This is a genomic window from Actinoalloteichus sp. AHMU CJ021, from assembly GCF_002895405.1.
GTDB lineage: Bacteria > Actinomycetota > Actinomycetes > Mycobacteriales > Pseudonocardiaceae > Actinoalloteichus_B > Actinoalloteichus_B caeruleus.
The window spans coordinates 3,098,115-3,111,157 of the sequence record NZ_CP025990.1 but is presented as its reverse complement, the minus strand read 5'-3'; the positions used below and the strand labels follow the sequence as shown (position 1 = coordinate 3,111,157).

General features: G+C 68.7%; 24 protein-coding genes. All 24 read right to left on the bottom strand.

The annotated features are described in order from the left end of the window. Window positions 1–81: 81 nt before the first annotated feature. Window positions 82–195: a 50S ribosomal protein L36 gene (gene rpmJ, locus C1701_RS13385; protein ID WP_016698434.1), complete on the bottom strand. Its 114-nt coding sequence runs from the start codon at window positions 193–195 to the stop codon at window positions 82–84. A 55-nt stretch (window positions 196–250) separates the two neighbouring features. Further along, window positions 251–472, bottom strand: a complete 222-nt coding sequence (gene infA, locus C1701_RS13380) for a translation initiation factor IF-1 (protein WP_005166804.1) — start codon at window positions 470–472, stop codon at window positions 251–253. A gap of 301 nt (window positions 473–773) precedes the next feature. Further along, window positions 774–1,256, bottom strand: coding sequence for a DUF1707 domain-containing protein (locus C1701_RS13375; protein ID WP_026419511.1), 483 nt, complete (start codon window positions 1,254–1,256; stop codon window positions 774–776). 246 nt (window positions 1,257–1,502) lie between these two features. Then, entirely contained in the window at window positions 1,503–1,922 is a 420-nt protein-coding gene (locus tag C1701_RS13370) for a DUF1707 domain-containing protein (protein ID WP_026419512.1), read from the bottom strand. Between the two features lie 85 nt (window positions 1,923–2,007). Then, window positions 2,008–2,802 (bottom strand): type I methionyl aminopeptidase, encoded by a 795-nt coding sequence (gene map / locus C1701_RS13365; protein WP_103055976.1) that lies wholly within the window; start codon window positions 2,800–2,802, stop codon window positions 2,008–2,010. A 103-nt stretch (window positions 2,803–2,905) separates the two neighbouring features. Next, on the bottom strand, window positions 2,906–3,460 hold the full coding sequence (locus tag C1701_RS13360) for an adenylate kinase (RefSeq protein WP_026419514.1): 555 nt from the start codon (window positions 3,458–3,460) through the stop codon (window positions 2,906–2,908). Further along, window positions 3,460–4,770: a preprotein translocase subunit SecY gene (gene secY, locus C1701_RS13355; protein ID WP_026419515.1), complete on the bottom strand. Its 1,311-nt coding sequence runs from the start codon at window positions 4,768–4,770 to the stop codon at window positions 3,460–3,462. Before secY ends, C1701_RS13360 begins: the two co-directional genes overlap by 1 nt. 491 nt (window positions 4,771–5,261) lie before the next feature. Then, on the bottom strand, window positions 5,262–5,705 hold the full coding sequence (rplO, locus tag C1701_RS13350) for a 50S ribosomal protein L15 (RefSeq protein ID WP_026419516.1): 444 nt from the start codon (window positions 5,703–5,705) through the stop codon (window positions 5,262–5,264). A gap of 5 nt (window positions 5,706–5,710) precedes the next feature. After that, complete coding sequence (gene rpmD / locus C1701_RS13345) at window positions 5,711–5,893, bottom strand: 50S ribosomal protein L30 (RefSeq protein WP_016698505.1); 183 nt, start codon at window positions 5,891–5,893, stop codon at window positions 5,711–5,713. A gap of 1 nt (window position 5,894) precedes the next feature. Beyond that, window positions 5,895–6,500 carry a 30S ribosomal protein S5 gene (rpsE, locus tag C1701_RS13340; protein WP_016698504.1) on the bottom strand — a complete coding sequence of 202 codons (606 nt, stop codon included), beginning with the start codon at window positions 6,498–6,500 and terminating at the stop codon, window positions 5,895–5,897. Between the two features lie 40 nt (window positions 6,501–6,540). Next, window positions 6,541–6,957, bottom strand: coding sequence for a 50S ribosomal protein L18 (gene rplR / locus C1701_RS13335; RefSeq protein WP_016698503.1), 417 nt, complete (start codon window positions 6,955–6,957; stop codon window positions 6,541–6,543). Next, entirely contained in the window at window positions 6,954–7,493 is a 540-nt protein-coding gene (gene rplF / locus C1701_RS13330) for a 50S ribosomal protein L6 (RefSeq protein WP_026419518.1), read from the bottom strand. The genes rplR and rplF overlap by 4 nt, the downstream gene beginning before the upstream one ends. 16 nt (window positions 7,494–7,509) lie before the next feature. Then, window positions 7,510–7,908 (bottom strand): 30S ribosomal protein S8, encoded by a 399-nt coding sequence (gene rpsH / locus C1701_RS13325; protein WP_026419519.1) that lies wholly within the window; start codon window positions 7,906–7,908, stop codon window positions 7,510–7,512. Window positions 7,909–8,011: 103 nt separating this feature from the next. Next, window positions 8,012–8,197 (bottom strand): type Z 30S ribosomal protein S14, encoded by a 186-nt coding sequence (locus C1701_RS13320; RefSeq protein WP_016698500.1) that lies wholly within the window; start codon window positions 8,195–8,197, stop codon window positions 8,012–8,014. Between the two features lie 48 nt (window positions 8,198–8,245). Next, window positions 8,246–8,809 (bottom strand): 50S ribosomal protein L5, encoded by a 564-nt coding sequence (gene rplE / locus C1701_RS13315; RefSeq protein ID WP_016698499.1) that lies wholly within the window; start codon window positions 8,807–8,809, stop codon window positions 8,246–8,248. Between the two features lie 2 nt (window positions 8,810–8,811). Then, complete coding sequence (gene rplX, locus C1701_RS13310; protein WP_026419520.1) at window positions 8,812–9,126, bottom strand: 50S ribosomal protein L24; 315 nt, start codon at window positions 9,124–9,126, stop codon at window positions 8,812–8,814. Next, a complete protein-coding gene (rplN, locus tag C1701_RS13305) occupies window positions 9,126–9,494 on the bottom strand; it encodes a 50S ribosomal protein L14 (protein ID WP_016698497.1) in 369 nt (122 codons plus the stop codon). The genes rplX and rplN overlap by 1 nt, the downstream gene beginning before the upstream one ends. A gap of 135 nt (window positions 9,495–9,629) precedes the next feature. Beyond that, window positions 9,630–9,932 carry a 30S ribosomal protein S17 gene (rpsQ, locus tag C1701_RS13300; RefSeq protein ID WP_026419521.1) on the bottom strand — a complete coding sequence of 101 codons (303 nt, stop codon included), beginning with the start codon at window positions 9,930–9,932 and terminating at the stop codon, window positions 9,630–9,632. Next, window positions 9,929–10,183: a 50S ribosomal protein L29 gene (gene rpmC / locus C1701_RS13295; protein WP_016698495.1), complete on the bottom strand. Its 255-nt coding sequence runs from the start codon at window positions 10,181–10,183 to the stop codon at window positions 9,929–9,931. Before rpmC ends, rpsQ begins: the two co-directional genes overlap by 4 nt. Then, a complete protein-coding gene (gene rplP / locus C1701_RS13290; protein WP_016698494.1) occupies window positions 10,183–10,602 on the bottom strand; it encodes a 50S ribosomal protein L16 in 420 nt (139 codons plus the stop codon). Before rplP ends, rpmC begins: the two co-directional genes overlap by 1 nt. A gap of 3 nt (window positions 10,603–10,605) precedes the next feature. Next, entirely contained in the window at window positions 10,606–11,424 is an 819-nt protein-coding gene (gene rpsC / locus C1701_RS13285; RefSeq protein ID WP_026419522.1) for a 30S ribosomal protein S3, read from the bottom strand. Further along, window positions 11,424–11,855, bottom strand: a complete 432-nt coding sequence (gene rplV / locus C1701_RS13280; protein ID WP_016698492.1) for a 50S ribosomal protein L22 — start codon at window positions 11,853–11,855, stop codon at window positions 11,424–11,426. Before rplV ends, rpsC begins: the two co-directional genes overlap by 1 nt. A 46-nt stretch (window positions 11,856–11,901) precedes the next feature. Beyond that, window positions 11,902–12,183: a 30S ribosomal protein S19 gene (rpsS, locus tag C1701_RS13275; protein ID WP_016698491.1), complete on the bottom strand. Its 282-nt coding sequence runs from the start codon at window positions 12,181–12,183 to the stop codon at window positions 11,902–11,904. Window positions 12,184–12,201: 18 nt separating this feature from the next. Then, window positions 12,202–13,035, bottom strand: coding sequence for a 50S ribosomal protein L2 (rplB, locus tag C1701_RS13270; protein ID WP_016698490.1), 834 nt, complete (start codon window positions 13,033–13,035; stop codon window positions 12,202–12,204). Between the last annotated feature and the right edge of the window lie 8 nt (window positions 13,036–13,043).

Sequence of the window (13,043 nt, the reverse complement as noted above, 5' to 3'; positions counted from 1 at the left end):
GGTCGGAGGAGATGTGTTCTTCTCTCGTCGTCTGCTCCGCGACAAGCGTCACAACGCGACGGTCACCACGTCAGGCGGTGCTCAGCCCTGACGCTGCTTGTGACGCTGGTTGTCGCAGATCACCAGGACCCGCCCGTGACGGCGAATCACCTGGCACTTGTCGCAGATCTTCTTGACGCTTGGCTGGACCTTCACGGTCGTGCTCTCCTGCTCGGACGCGTGCCCGGGACCAGCCCGGGCACCGTGGAGGTCACTTGTAGCGGTAGACGATGCGCCCACGGGACAGGTCGTAGGGCGACAGCTCCACGACTACCCTGTCCTCGGGCAGGATGCGGATGTAGTGCTGCCGCATCTTGCCGCTGATGTGGGCCAGGACTTTGTGGCCGTTCTCCAGCTCGACTCGGAACATCGCGTTGGGGAGCGGCTCGACTACGCGACCTTCGACCTCGATGGCCCCGTCTTTCTTGCCCATGTCCTCCGCGTTTCGTGACGGTGTCATTTGGCGGTCACACCGGGATGACCAGGACGAACGCGGTCTCCCGATGCCGGCGGACCACTCGCACTGCTTCCCGCGCCACTCGGACGCGCACCGACGGAACCGTCGATCACACCGAAAGGGGAGTGCCGCCCCAGGCCCGTCGAGAACCGGCCTGCCGCACGACACACGGCACGATGGAGTCAGCGCGAGGAGTGCGCCGTTGAGCCAGTGTAGCCCTTCGCGCAGGTCAGCTCCACCTGGGGCACGGCACGGCCCGGCCACGGGGGTGCCGGCGTCAGTTCGAGTACCGCTTTCCCGCCCCGCTCAGCGCCATGACGAGGATCACCGCTCCCCACGGGCCCGCCACCCACAACCACCACGGGTTCGAGGCGCCCCCGCCGGTCACGAAACCGATGAGCCAGATGGTGAAGGTGATGGCGCTGACGGAGGCCCACGCCTCGGCGGCGCGCCTCAGGTCGGACTTCGGCGGGGTGGCCGGGCACCCGCTGGTCCGCTCGGCGACATCCCCGCCGCGCTGATCCGCCAGGCCCTGACCCGGCTCCTCCGGGGTCGCGGCGCCACCAGTCGGGTCCGGCAGGTCCTTCGTGAGCCGGTCCAGCTCCCCGTACGTCCTGGCCGCCAGCGCGTCCCGCAGGCGGGTGTCGTACTCCGACATGCTCAGCCGGCCGTCCGCCTGCGCCGCGCCCAGGCGCTCCGCGACCCGCTGGCGGTCGCCGTCCGAGGCCCGCATCTCGCTCCAGGAAACCGGCTCGCCCACTCCACCCTCCCCAGGGAACGCGCCCGCCGTGCCACTACCGGGTCACCAACCTCCCGGGGCGACCAGACGCGTGCGCCCATCGTACGTGGGAGGCGACCGCGGTGGCACCGTTCCGGCCGGCCACCCGGGCCGGCACCCGCTGGTGCGCACCTGGTGACGGCCCGCGGCGCGGGCGCCGCACCCCCGGCCAAGCGGCACCTCCGGCCGAGGAGGCCACGGCGGGGTTGGGCGGGGCGCGTCTCGGCCTCAGGAACTGCGGGGGCGGCCGATCCCGCTGGCGTAGAGGGCACCGAGCACCGCGCCGGGAGGCACCGCCACCCACACCCACCACGGGTAGACCGCGGTGCCCGTCATGTAGAGCAGGCCCCAGATGACGATGTTCGCCACCGAGGCGCTCAGCCAGATGGTCGTCAGCACCCGCATCGCGGTGCCACCCGCGCCGGGGGCGAACACCCGGCGCCGGCCCTTGGGGCGGGGCAACGGCAGATCCGCGACGACCCGGTCCAACTCGCCGGTGGTCTTCGCGTCCCACGCGGAGCGCACCCGGCTGTCGAACTCGGACAGATCGAGCAGGCCCTCGGCGTGCGCCCAGTGCAACTGGTCCTGGACCCGCTTGCGGTCAGCGTCGGACGCGCGCATGGCGTCGGCACGAATAGGCTCGCTCACGCTGACATCCTTCCGCATCCGCGAGTCGACCGGGAGCGGTTCGCGGAACTCGGTGCTCGAATCGCAACCGGTCGTCGTGGGCCGATCAGTCCTCGGCCGGCGCCGTCAACACCCACGGCCCGTCGGAGGTCAGCGCGACCGTGTGCTCCCAGTGCGCCGCCCGGGTCCCGTCGGCTGTGACCACCGTCCACCCGTCCGACAGTTCACGGGTGTCGTCCGTGCCGAGGGTCAACATCGGTTCGATGGCCAGCGCCATCCCCTCCCGGAGCTTGGGTCCCCGACCGGGCTTCCCGTAGTTGGGGATGTAGGGCTCCATGTGCATCTCGGTGCCGATGCCGTGCCCACCGAAGTTCGCGACGATCCCGTACTCGACGCCGTGCTCCTCCTGCACCCGCAGGGTCTCCAGCTCGATCGCGTGCGAGATGTCGGTCAACCGCTTCCCCGGGCGGCAGGCGGCGATGCCCGCGAGCATGGACAACCGGGTCGCCTCGGACAACCGGAGGTCGGCCTCGGACACCTGGCCCACCGGCACCGTCACCGCCGAGTCGCCGTGCCAGCCCTCGAGGATCGCCCCGCAGTCGACGGAGATGAGGTCACCCTCCGCCAGCACCCGCGTTGTGGTGGGGATGCCGTGCACGACCTGCTCGTTCACCGAGGCGCAGATCGAGCCGGTGAAGCCGTGGTAGCCCTTGAAGGACGGGACGGCGCCAGCCTCCCGGATGTGGGTCTCGGCGATCTCGTCGAGTTCGGCGGTGCTGGCACCGGGGCGGACCGCCGCCCGCACCGCGGCCAACGCGCCGGCGACCACCAGTCCCGCCGCTCGCATCGCCTCCAGCTCGCCACGCGACTTGAGCTGGATTCCCCGGCTTCGCTTCAGCACGTCTCGGCCCCCGCACTCTTCGCACTCGTGCCGCCCGACCTCGTCGGGCGGCACCACTCGGTCATGGAAGCGGCCGGTCCCGCGGTCGGGACCGGCCCCGCCGTCAGGAGCCCGTCACCCCGAGCGCCCGCAGCGCCCGCCCGGTGATCTCCTCGATGGATCCCAACGCGTCGATCCCCACGACCTTCGGCCGGTAGTAGTCCAGCACCGGGGCCGTGCTCCCCCGGTAGGCCGCGAGGCGGGTCCGGATCACGTCCTCGGTGTCGTCCGCACGGCCCCGGGCCAACATCCTGGTGACGACCTCGTCCTCCGGCACCTGGAACTCCAGGACCGCGTCCAGCTGGTGGCCCTGCCCGCCGAGGAACTCGGTGAGCACCTCGGCCTGGCCCACCGTGCGGGGGAACCCGTCCAGCAGGAAGCCGCCCACCGCGTCCTCCTGGCGCAGCCGGTCCCGGACCATGCCGTTGGTGACCTCGTCCGGGACGAGCTGGCCCTCGTCCAGGTAGCGCTTGGCCTCCTCCCCCAGCGGCGTCCGCTGGCTGATGTTCGCGCGGAACAGGTCCCCCGTGGAGACGTGGGGGACGCCCAGCTTCGCGCTGAGGACGGCTGCCTGCGTGCCCTTGCCCGCTCCGGGCGGGCCTACCAAGACGAGTCGCACTACCGGAGGAACCCTTCGTAGTTTCGCTGCATGAGCTGGCTCTCCACCTGCTTCATGGTGTCAAGACCGACGCTCACCATGATCAGCACCGCGGTACCGCCGAACGGGAAGTTCTGGTTCGCGCCTTCCTCGGTGATGCTCAGGAAGAAGTTCGGCAGCACCGCGACGATACCCAGGTAGATGGAGCCGGGCAGCGTGATCCTGCTCAACACGAAGCTCAGGTACTCCGCCGTCGGGCGGCCCGGGCGGATCCCCGGGACGAAGCCACCGAACTTCTTCATCTCGTCGGCCCGCTCGTCCGGGTTGAACGTGATGGACACGTAGAAGTAGGTGAAGAAGATGATCAGCGCGAAGAACAGGAGGATGTGCACCCAGCTCGACTGGGGAACGATGTAGTCGTCGATGAACCTGTTCAGCCACCCGGTGCCGTCACCGACGAGCTGCGACATCAACTGCGGCAGGTAGAGCAGGGAGGAACCGAAGATCACCGGGATGACGCCGGCCTGGTTCACCTTCAACGGCAGGTAGGTCGAGGTGCCGCCGTACATCCGCCGCCCGACCATCCGCTTCGCGTACTGCACCGGGATCCGGCGCTGGGCCTGCTCGACGAAGCAGACCGCCACGATGATGGCCAGCGCGAAGATGCAGACGACGGTGAAGACCACGCCGCCCTGGGTCTGGAGGATGCTGCTGCCCTCGGCCGGGATCCGGGCCGCGATGGAGCAGAAGATCAGCAGCGACATGCCGTTGCCGACACCGCGCTCGGTGACCATCTCGCCGAACCACATGACCAGGGCGGTGCCGGCCGTCATCACGATGACGATGACGACGAGGTTGAAGACCGACCCGTCCGGGATGACCTGGTGCGGGCAGTTGCCGAACAGCTGGCCCGACCGGGCGAGCGCCACGAACGTGGTGGCCTGCAGGACGGCGAAGGCCATCGCGAGGTACCGCGTGTACTGCGTCAGCTTCGCCTGGCCGGACTGGCCCTCCTTGCGCAGCTGCTCGAACCTGGGGATGACCACCCCGAGCAGGTTCACGATGATGCTCGCGGTGATGTAGGGCATGATGCCCAGCGCGAACAGCGAGAGCTGGAGCAGGGCGCCACCGCTGAACAGGTTCAGCAGCGAGTAGATGTTCGCGCTGCCGCTGTTCTCGATGAGTTCGAGGCACTGCCGGATGTTGGGCGAGGAGACACCAGGCGACGGAACGTTGGCCCCGAGCCGGTACACCGCGACGATCCCGAGGGTGAACAGGATCTTCTTGCGCAGGTCCGGCGTCGTGAGAGCCGCGCGGAAGGCGCTGAGCACGCGTGACCTCCTCGGCGTCGTCGGCCTCTCCGACCGACGATCTTCGTGGCCGGCGGATGCCGGCAGCATTGCGGCCTGCCGCGCAGGCAACCGGCCTCGTGCCTGCTGACACGAAGCGTGCACGACTCTAACAGCCTGCCCGGGGTTGACCACCAGTGCTGCGGGGAAACTTGTCGATCTACGGCCGGTTTCCGCGCACCGGGCGGACGGCGAGCGGCGGGGTGTCGCGTGCTCCTTCGTCCACTCGTACCAGTGGCCCGCCCACCGACTCCCACTTCCGTGTCACAAGCGGCCTCGAACCAGGGTTCGCGTCCCGAGGAGGTCCACACCGGGTGACGGCCCCAGCGAGGCGGTCACCGGATCCGATGATCTCCTGCACCACCCCTCCCACCCACCGCTCGGCCCCGGCGTGGACCCCCCGGAACGGCGAGAACGCGCGCGGCCCGCAGGGGAGGACTCCCCTGCGGGCCGCGCGCGGTGCTCTGACGCGATCAGACCGTGGTGGTCGTCCCACCGACGGCGGTGATCTTCTCGATCGCGCTGCTGGAGAAGGCGTTGGCGGTGACGTCCAGCTTGACTCCGCCGAGGTCGCCGGTGCCCAGCACCTTCACCAACTGGTTCTTCCGGACGGCGCCGGCGGCGACGAGTTCGTCGATGCCCACCGTGCCACCCTCCGGGAAGAGGCGCCCCAGGTCCGAGACGTTGACGACCTGGTACTCCACCCGGAAACGGTTCTTGAAGCCCTTGAGCTTGGGCAGCCGCATGTGCAGCGGCATCTGCCCACCCTCGAAGGCCGCGGGCACGTTCTTCCGTGCCTTGGTGCCCTTGGTCCCACGACCCGCGGTCTTGCCCTTGGAACCCTCACCACGACCGACGCGGGTCTTGGCGGTCTTGGAACCGGGCGCGGGCCGCAGGTGGTGAATCTTGATGGTCATGACCTTCAGTTCACCTCCTCCACCGTCACCAGGTGGCGGACGGTGTTGATCAGACCGCGAACCTCGGGGTTGTCGTCGCGGACCACGGACTGGCGGATCTTCCGCAGCCCGAGCGTCCGCAGCGAGTCCCGCTGGTTCTGCTTGTTACCGATGGTGCTGCGCACCTGGGTCACCTTGAGCTGCGCCATGTCACACTCCCTGCCCGGCCCTGGCCCGCAGCATTCCGGCCGGCGCGACGTCCTCGAGCGGCAGGCCACGGCGAGCCGCGACCTCTTCCGGCCGCTGCAGGCCCTTCAGCGCGGCCACCGTCGCGTGCACGATGTTGATCGCGTTGTCGCTGCCGAGCGACTTGCTCAGCACGTCGTGGACACCGGCGCACTCCAGCACGGCACGCACCGGACCACCGGCGATGACACCGGTACCGGGGGCCGCCGGGCGCAGCAGCACGACACCGGCCGCCGCCTCGCCCTGGATGGGGTGCGTGATGGTGCCGGCGATCCTCGGGACGCGGAAGAAGCTCTTCTTGGCCTCCTCGACGCCCTTGGCGATCGCTGCCGGCACCTCCTTGGCCTTGCCGTAACCGACACCGACCATGCCGTCGCCGTCACCGACGATCACCAACGCGGTGAAGCTGAAACGCCGACCGCCCTTGACGACCTTGGCCACGCGGTTGATCGCGACCACGCGCTCAAGATGCGGGGTCTTCTCCTGGGCCGCCCCGCCGCGGCCACCGTCCCGGCGGTCGCGGCGCTCTCCGCGCTCCGACCCGCCGTCACGACGCGTGCGTCCTGGCATCAGACGACCCTCTCGTTCAACTCGATCCTGTCCATGGTTCTCAGAACTCCAACCCCGCCTCGCGCGCGGCGTCGGCCAGGGCCGCGATCCGGCCGTGGTACTCGTAGCCGCCCCGGTCGAACACGACGGTGCCGATGCCCGCGGTCTTCGCGCGGGCCGCCACCAGCTCGCCGACCTTGGCCGCCCTGGCCTTCTTGTCGCCGTCCAGCGCGCGGACGTCGCCCTCGAGGCTCGACGCGGACGCCAGCGTGTGGCCAGCCAGGTCGTCGATCACCTGGGCCACGATGTGCCGCGAGGAACGGTGCACGACAAGACGCGGCCGCTCCGCCGTACCGCTGATCTTCTTCCGAAGACGGAAGTGCCGGCGGGCCCTGGCCACCCGACGCGTGGTCGACACGTCCTTGCCGACGGGCTTGCGCTTGGCGGCGGTGGTTGCAGTGCTTTCGCTCATGATCACTTACCCGTCTTTCCGACCTTGCGGCGGATGACCTCGCCCGCGTACCGCACGCCCTTGCCCTTGTACGGGTCCGGCCGCCGCAGCTTGCGGATCTTGGCCGCGACCTCGCCCACGCGCTGCTTGTCGATGCCGTGGACGGAGAACTTGGTCGGGCTCTCCACCTGGAACGTCACACCCTCCGGGGGCGCGACCTTCACCGGGTGGCTGAAGCCGAGCGCGAACTCCAGTTCGGAGCCCTTGAGCGTCACGCGGTAACCGACGCCGTGGATCTCCAGCTTCTTTTCGTAGCCCTGGTTCACGCCGACGATCAGGTTGTTGACGAGAGTCCGCGACAACCCGTGCAGCGACCTGCTCTTCCGCTCGTCGTCGGGGCGGCTCACCAGCAGGGAGCCATCCTCGTCACGATCGATCGTGATGGGTTCCACCAGCGTGTGGCTGAGCGAACCCTTCGGGCCCTTCACCGTCACCGTGCGGCCGTCGATGGCGACATCGACACCCGAGGGAACGGTGATCGGCAGCTTCCCAATGCGCGACATGCCGTTACCCCCTTCCTCACCAGACGTAGGCGAGGACTTCCCCGCCCACGCCCTGCTTGGCCGCCTGCCGGTCGGTCATCAGACCGCCGGAGGTCGAGATGATCGCGATACCAAGACCACCGAGCACGCGCGGCAGCGTGGTGGACTTGGCGTACACCCGAAGGCCGGGCTTCGATACACGCCGCAGGCCCGCGATGCTCCGCTCGCGGTTCGGCCCGTACTTGAGCTCGACGACCAGGTTCTGGCTCTTCTCGCCGTCCTCGACACGGTGGCCGGAGACGTAACCCTCACGCTTGAGGATCTCGGCGATGTTCGCCTTCAGCTTGGAGTGCGGCAGCACGACCTCGTCGTGGTATGCCGAGCTGGCGTTACGCAGACGTGTCAGGAAGTCTGCGATCGGGTCGGTCATCGTCATGGTGACCTGGTCAACCTTTCTCGCCCTGGTTCCCCGTCGGGGCCTTGAGCGAACTAGTGGTCAGCGAACTGGCGGTGGGGCGCCGACTCCGGCGCCCGCGACCTCACCAGCTCGACTTGTGCACACCGGGCAGTTCGCCGCGGTGGGCCATCTCACGAAGGCACACCCTGCACAGGCCGAACTTGCGGTACACAGCGTGCGGACGCCCGCAGCGCTGGCAACGGGTGTAGGCCCGCACCGCGAACTTCGGCTTGCGCGACGCCTTCGCGATCAGCGCCTTCTTGGCCATCGGTTCTCCTCAACTTCGATGCTCACGTCGCGATGACGGACGGTCGGTTCAGCGTTCCTTGAACGGGAAGCCCAGCCGGCGCAGCAACGCCCGGCCTTCCTCGTCGTTGATCGCCGAGGTGACGACCGTGATGTCCATGCCCCGCGGACGATCGATCGAGTCGAGATCGATCTCGTGGAACATCGACTGCTCGCTCAGGCCGAACGTGTAGTTGCCCTTGCCGTCGAACTGCCGGTCCGACAGACCGCGGAAGTCGCGGATACGCGGCAGCGCGATCGTCAGCAGTCGGTCAAGGAACTCCCACATCCGGTCGCCGCGCAGGGTGACCCTGGCGCCGATCGGCATGCCCTCACGGAGCTTGAACTGTGCGATGGACTTGCGGGCCCGGCGGACCTCGGGCCGCTGGCCGGTGATGCTGGCGAGGTCGCGAACGGCACCCTCGATCAGCTTGCCGTCCCTGGCCGCCTCGCCGATGCCCATGTTGACGACGACCTTGACCACACCGGGGATCTGGTGCGGGTTGCCGTAGTCGAACTGCTCGCGCAGGCCGGGGACGATCTCCTCGCGGTAGCGGACCTTCAGCCGGGGGACGATCTTCTCTGCGGTCGTCATGCTCAGATGTCCTTACCGTTCCTGCGGGAGATCCGCACCCGCCGACCGTCCTCGTCCTCGCGGTAACCCACGCGCGCCGGCTTGCCGTCGGAGTCGACCACCTGCACGTTGCTCACGTGGATGGCGGCCTCCTGCGTCACGATGCCGCCGGACTGCGCGCCACGCTGGGTACGGGAGATCTTGGTGTGCTTCTTGATCCGGTTCACGCCTTCGACCAGGACGCGCTGGGTGTGCGGGTAGGCCTGGATGACCTTGCCCTTCGCGCCCTTGTCCTTGCCGGCGATGACCACCACGGTGTCGCCCTTGTGCACCTTCATCAGAGCACCTCCGGCGCCAGCGAAATGATCTTCATGAACTTCTTGTCCCGGAGCTCCCGGCCGACCGGGCCGAAGATGCGGGTCCCACGCGGCTCGTTGTCGTTCCGGATGATGACCGCCGCGTTCTCGTCGAACCGGATGTAGGAACCGTCCGGACGGCGCTTCTCCTTGGCGGTGCGCACCACGACGGCCTTCACCACGTCGCCACGCTTGACGTTGGCGCCCGGGATGGCCTCCTTCACCGTGCCCACGATGATGTCGCCGATGCTCGCGTACCGCCGCCCGGACCCGCCGAGAACCCGGATGCACAGGATCTCCCTGGCGCCCGTGTTGTCGGCGACCCGAAGCCGCGACTCCTGCTGGATCACGTCTACTCCTGACCTGCTTCTTGTGCGCCGGATTTCCGACCCGACGCACGCGGTCTCCTCATGCGGAGGGCGGCCCGACCACCGTCGGGCCGCCACCCGTCCAGACCAAGGACACCACAGGTGCCCTCGAGCCTCTTACTTGGCCTTCTCCAGGACCTCGGCCAGCCGCCACCGCTTGGTGGCCGACAGCGGCCGGGTCTCCATCAGCAGCACGCGGTCGCCCACGCCCGCGGAGTTCTGCTCGTCGTGCGCCTTCACCTTGGTGGTGCGCCGCATGACCTTGCCGTAGAGCGCGTGCTTCTTGCGGTCCTCGAGCTGGACCACGATCGTCTTGTCCATCTTGTCGGACACGACGTATCCCTCGCGCACCTTGCGGCTGTTGCGCGCGTCGCCACCAGTGGTGTCAGTCACCGCGCCGTTCACGTCCTTCTCACTCATGCGGCACCCTCATCCGTGGCCTCGTCCTGCTCCGGCGACACCGAGAGGCCCAGCTCACGCTCACGCATCACCGTGTAGATCCTGGCGATGTCGTGCCGCACGACGCGCAGCCGACGGTTGTTCTCGAGCTGGCCGGTGGCCATCTGGAAACGGAGGTTGAACAGCTCCTCCTTGGCCTCCCGCAGACGCTGCACCAGATCGGTGTGGCTGAGCTCACGCAGCTCGGCCGCGCTCGTGGTAGCCGCTGCCATCAGAACTCACCACCCTCACGGGTCACGATCCGGCACTTCATCGGGAGCTTGTGGATCGCGCGGCGCAGGGCCTCACGAGCCACCGGCTCGTTCGGGTAGTTCATCTCGAACAGAACCCGACCGGGCTTCACGTTGGCCACCCAGTACTCCGGGGAACCCTTACCGGAACCCATCCGGGTCTCGGCGGGCTTCTTCGTCAGCGGACGGTCCGGGAAGATGTTGATCCAGACCTTGCCGCCACGGCGGATGTGCCGGGTGATGGCGATACGAGCGGACTCGATCTGCCGGTTGGTCACGTAGGCCGGCTCCAGCGCCTGGATGCCGAACTCACCGAAGGTGACCTGGTTCCCGCCCTTGGACATGCCACGGCGGACCGGGCGATGCTGCTTGCGGTACTTGACCTTGCGCGGGATGAGCATCTCTCAGCCCTCCGTCTTCTCGGCGGGCGCCTCAGCCGCCGCCGGGGTGGACTCGGCCGCGCCGGCACCAGCCGCCACGGCCTCCTTGGCCCGGCCACCCCGCTGCCCACCCTCGCCACGACGGCGGTTCGGGCGGTCGGAGCGGTCACGGCGCGGCGGGCGGGACTCGGTGTTGGCCTCGCGGGCCTTCAGCCCGCCGACCAGCTCACCTCGGTAGATCCACACCTTGACGCCGATGCGGCCGAAGGTCGTCTTCGCCTCGAAGAAGCCGTAGTCGATGTCCGCGCGCAGCGTGTGCAGCGGCACCCGACCCTCGAGGTAGAACTCGGAACGGGACATCTCGGCACCGCCGAGCCGGCCGCTCACCTTGACGCGGATGCCCTTGACCTGCGGCGAGCGCATCGCCGACTGGATCGCCTTGCGCATGGCACGCCGGAAGGCGACACGGTTGGACAGCTGCTCGGCGACCCCCTGGGCCACCAGCTGGGCGTCCGACTCGGGTCCCTTGACCTCGAGGACGTTGAGCTGGATCTGCTTCTTGGTGAGCTTCTCCAGCTCGGTCCTGATGCGGTCCGCCTCCGCGCCACGACGACCAATGACGATGCCCGGCCGCGCGGTGTGGATGTCGACGCGCACCCGGTCCCGGGTCCGCTCGATGTCCACCTTGGCGATACCGGCCCGCTCCATGCCCTTGGAGAGCATCCGGCGGATCTTCACGTCCTCGGCGACGTATTCGGAGTACTGCTTGTCGGCGTACCAGCGGGACTTCCAGTCAGTGGTGATCCCCAGCCGGAAGCCGTGCGGGTTGATCTTCTGACCCACTACCGGGCACTTCCCTTCGCGCTGGACTTGCGAGCACCCGCCGCGGCCTTCGGCCGCGACTCGAGCTCGACGGTGATGTGGCTGGTCCGCTTCCGGACTCGGTACGCCCGCCCCTGGGCGCGCGGCCGAATCCGCTTCAGCGTCGGCCCCTCATCCACGTAGATCGTCGAGATCCACAGCGTGTCCGGGTCAAGATCCAGGTTGTTCTGTGCGTTGGCGACCGCGCTCGCGACCACCTTCGCTACCGGCTCACTCGCCGCCTGCGGCGCGAACTGCAGCACGGCCAGAGCTTCCTGGGCGTTGCGGCCCCTCACGAGATCGACCACGCGGCGCACCTTCATCGGCGTCGCGCGGACGTAGCGGGCCCGCGCCACGGCGCGCGACGGCGTCTCCGCGTCTTCCGGCGCCGCGGCGTCCTTTCGGGCGTTCATCGCTGTTACCCCTTGCTCTTGGTTCATCCGTGTCACGGTTGGCGCCTCAGCGGCGGCGCGAACGGCGGTCTTCCTTGACGTGTCCCTTGAAGGTCCGGGTCGGGGCGAACTCGCCCAACTTGTGCCCGACCATCGACTCGGTGACGAACACCGGGACGTGCTTGCGGCCGTCGTGCACCGCGAAGGTGTGGCCCAACATGTCCGGGATGATCGTCGAGCGGCGGGACCAGGTCTTGATGACGGTCTTCTTGCCGGTCTCGTTCAGCGCGTCCACCTTCTTGAGCAGGTGGTCGTCAACGAACGGGCCCTTCTTCAGGCTGCGTGGCATCCTTCACTCCCTCCCTGCTCAGCGCTTCTTGCCGGTGCGCCGGCGGCGGACGATGAGCTTGTCACTCGGCTTGCGGCGGCGGGTCCGGCCCTCGGGCTTGCCGTTCGGGTTGACCGGGTGGCGACCACCGGAGGTCTTGCCCTCACCACCACCGTGCGGGTGGTCCACCGGGTTCATGACGACACCACGCACGGTGGGGCGCTTGCCCCGCCAGCGGTTGCGGCCCGCCTTGCCCCAGTTGATGTTGCTGTGCTCGGAGTTCCCGACCTCACCCACCGTGGCGCGGCAGCGCACGTCCACGTTGCGGATCTCCCCGGAGGGCATCCGCAGCTGGGCGTAGGGGCCGTCCTTCGCCACGAGCTGCACCCGCGAACCGGCGGAGCGGGCGATCTTCGCGCCACCGCCGGGGCGGAGCTCGATCGCGTGCACCACGGTGCCCGTCGGGATGTTGCGCAGCGGCAGGTTGTTGCCCGGCTTGATGTCGGCGCGAGCGCCGCTCTCGATCGGGTCACCCTGCTTGATCTTGTCCGGGGCGATGATGTAGCGCTTCTCGCCGTCGGCGTAGTGCAGCAGCGCGATCCGCGCGGTCCGGTTGGGGTCGTACTCGATGTGCGCGACCTTGGCCGGCACGCCGTCCTTGTCCGCCCTGCGGAAGTCGATCAGGCGGTAGGCGCGCTTGTGACCGCCACCCTTGTGCCGGGTGGTGATCTTGCCGTGCGCGTTGCGGCCGCCGCGGCCGTGCAGCGGGCGCACCAGCGACTTCTCCGGCTCCGACCGAGTGATCTCGGCGAAGTCGGACACGCTGGCGCCACGACGGCCCGGCGTCGTCGGCTTGTACTTGCGGATGCCCATGTCTCAGC